This window comes from Brachyspira catarrhinii, assembly GCF_005518285.1.
Taxonomy (GTDB): domain Bacteria; phylum Spirochaetota; class Brachyspiria; order Brachyspirales; family Brachyspiraceae; genus Brachyspira; species Brachyspira catarrhinii.
This window is the reverse complement of sequence record NZ_SJDU01000266.1, coordinates 1-3,204: the sequence shown is the minus strand read 5'-3', so window position 1 is coordinate 3,204 and position 3,204 is coordinate 1. Positions and strand designations below refer to the sequence as shown.

Sequence of the window (3,204 nt, the reverse complement as noted above, 5' to 3'; positions counted from 1 at the left end):
CTTAAGTTTATCAATTTTTTTACTCGACTTTTGGCAAAGCCAGCCGCACACCATACCTAACACTACTTTGTCAAAGTTGCGGTTGTAATGTAGGGGCTACTTTGCACAATCATAAATAAAATTAATTTTGAAACAAGTACAATAAATTGACATTGATTTTGTTTATGTTATTATTATATAAATAAAAATAGGAATTATTTTATGAAAAAATTTGCTTTATTATTATGTTCAACCGAGAATCAAATGTTTGCTGTAGGAAATGTTTTGATAGGATTTAAAAAATATTTTTCTTTAGATGAAAAAGATTATGATATTATAGTTTTAGTTGATACAATTAATGATAAAAACAGATCAGCATTAGAAAAAATACATAAAAATATTATTATTAAAAAATTTGAGAATCCTTTCTCAAAATCTTTTTTAAACTCCGTACCTGGTTCTAATTGGAGTTTTATGGCATTTGCAAGATTTGAAGCTTTTGAATTAATTAAAGATTATGAGAAATTATTATATGTAGATACAGATACGCTTATAAAAAAAGATTTGTCTTCAATACTGTCTTTTAATGAAAAAAGTATTTATATGGCTTATGATATTTTAAATAATCAATTAGATTATTTTGTAAATAATGGCGGAAGTAATTTTGTAGAAAAATATAAAGATGATAAATATGATTTAAATAGAAAAATATTTAATTCTGGAATAATGATATTAACAAATAAATTACATAATGGAAGTAAAATAAAAAAATGGTGTTATGAATATTGTGAAAAGATTGTTGGAACTGATTTGTTTGTTATTAATCTAGCTATTCAGGAATTTAATTTAGATATTGGAGTGTTGGATAATATTTATAATTATACAGGAGACTATAATCATTTAGATAATGTATATATAATACATGCACTTGGTAAGTTTTGGGAAAGCAGTCCTTACTATGAATGGGATGAAAATAATAAAAAATGGATAGAGTTTGGAGGTGAAGAATATAATTCTCTATATATAAAACAGAAAAAAGAAATGTGGAATAAAATATTATGGTGGATACCATCAAGAAGATTAAGAGAAAGACTTAGAATAAAAATAGGTAAAAAGTACGGTTTTATGTGGCGTATATAAACTATTATAAAAAACAAAATTTTAAGAGTCAAGCATTGAATTAACTTTATTGATCATTTTTTCTCTTATTCTGCCTCTTAATTTAGCCGTAGGAATATACCAAACAATTTTATCTACTAATTTATACAATGTTACTTTATATTTATTCATAGCAAATATGTTCATATAGTCAAATATATTATCTCTAAAAAATGGAGTAAGTGTGAAATATTCCCAGAACTTATTATAAAACTTTACTTCTCTTCCTGTATATCCTTTTAGCAGAGGTTTAAAAGTGCCTATAAAATGTACTATTTTTGTATTTAATTTTCCTCCATTAGCATCAATATTACATCCGAAATCATTATATCCTATTTTACCATTAAATAAATACATTAATATATGTTCTTCTGTAAATATTGTAGATGAATATTTATCCATACATTCATCTATATGTTTTTCTAAATTATCCAGTCCTATTTCTTCTTTGATTTTTTTTAAATTAAAATATAGTATAATACTGCTTACATATTCATTTTTTGGATTTTTTATTCCAATACTTTTTAACCAATCTCTTACTTTTGGTATATCATTATCAATACCTTTATATGGGAAATATTGAACTGCAATATAGTAATTGCAAATATCATAACTAAAAACATCATTTATATTTTCTATTGCTATCGTGTCTGTATCTAAAAATAATATATTATCTAAATCTTTGAATAAAAATGGTATATCTAATTTTAAAAATACACTATAATGCCAGCTATGCCATGTATGTTTAGATTTTATTATATTACTTATATTTTTGTATTTTTCTATGTTTGTTGATTTATAAAAACTTATTTCACAATTTTTTATTTCCTTTAACTGTATTATTTTTGATTTATTTTCATCTGTAATATCTACTTCAATTATATGAAAATGAAATTTATCTTCTTCATTAGAATTTTTTAATATTGAAACTATTAATGTAGCTAAATAGTTTACAAAATTATTATCAGATATTAAGCATATATTCATTGTTTCTTGCATTTTTATTATACCTTAAAAAATGATTTTTTATATTATATATTATACAATATATAATAGGAGTACATATATGGCAGCTGCAATTGGTGGATTGATAAAGTTAATTTTATATTTATTTATAGGAATTATAGCTTTAACTGGAAAATGTGTTATGAGCTGCAATAATTTGATAAAAAATAACCAAGCTGCAGAATATTTTTACGGCAATTTTCAATCTGAAGATTTAGGACAAATTTCATATTTATTAATGGATAGAGATGGAAATGTTTATTTGAATACTGAAAATGCATTTTTAAAAATAAAAAAAGAAATAACTGAAGAAACATCTAACTCAAAATACCAAATAAAATCTAGAATTCCTTCTATAAATTTTAATAAAACATCTTCAAATATGAATTTTGTAAATATTGGATTAAATATAGAAAAAGATACTTTATCATTATCAGGATATATTAACAATGACAAAATAAATGCTGATTTTAAAAAATTAAAGATAAATATACCAGCTTATCATTGCGGTTCATATTATATAGGCGATAACAAAAATGGAACTAATATAACAATAAAAAATAATGGAACTGTTATTATTAAAATATTCAAAGATGGAAAAAAAATAGAAAATAAAAAATATATTGGTAAAATAATAAAATTAAATGAAAATGAATATATATTGATATTGAATATTGATTACACTGAAAATGAACCAGCAGAAAAACTCATAATAACAGAAGCTTTAAAATATTATAATATATATCCAAAAATTAATATTAAATTTGAAAATGATTCACTTATTCTAACAAGAAATAATTTAACTGCTGTTTTAAATGATACATCTCTTTTTAAACAATATGTTGATAAAGTATCTACGAACTTAGTATATCTATATAAAATTGACTATAGCAAGTTTTCATTAAAACTTGAAAATACAACTACTGAAATATTTACTAAAAGATAATAAATTGTTATAAACTAAAAATAATAAAAAGCTATGAGTTAGTTTAAAGTATCATAAAAAATATTATAAAAAATATTGACATTATAAAATATAGACATTATAAAAATTTAAAATAA

General features: G+C 21.6%; 3 protein-coding genes. 2 read left to right on the top strand and 1 reads right to left on the bottom strand.

Features of this window, described 5'->3' with window-relative positions:
• Positions 1 to 201 precede the first annotated feature (201 nt).
• Positions 202 to 1,119 carry a glycosyltransferase gene (locus tag EZH24_RS09120; RefSeq protein ID WP_137998849.1) on the top strand — a complete coding sequence of 306 codons (918 nt, stop codon included), beginning with the start codon at positions 202 to 204 and terminating at the stop codon, positions 1,117 to 1,119.
• Positions 1,120 to 1,140: 21 nt separating this feature from the next.
• On the opposite strand, the gene EZH24_RS09115 is transcribed toward EZH24_RS09120, so the two are convergent.
• Positions 1,141 to 2,136 carry a glycosyltransferase family 8 protein gene (locus EZH24_RS09115; protein ID WP_137998848.1) on the bottom strand — a complete coding sequence of 332 codons (996 nt, stop codon included), beginning with the start codon at positions 2,134 to 2,136 and terminating at the stop codon, positions 1,141 to 1,143.
• 67 nt (positions 2,137 to 2,203) lie between these two features.
• On the opposite strand from EZH24_RS09115, the gene EZH24_RS09110 reads away from it, so the two are divergent.
• Positions 2,204 to 3,088 carry a hypothetical protein gene (locus EZH24_RS09110; RefSeq protein ID WP_137998847.1) on the top strand — a complete coding sequence of 295 codons (885 nt, stop codon included), beginning with the start codon at positions 2,204 to 2,206 and terminating at the stop codon, positions 3,086 to 3,088.
• The last annotated feature ends 116 nt before the right edge of the window (positions 3,089 to 3,204 follow it).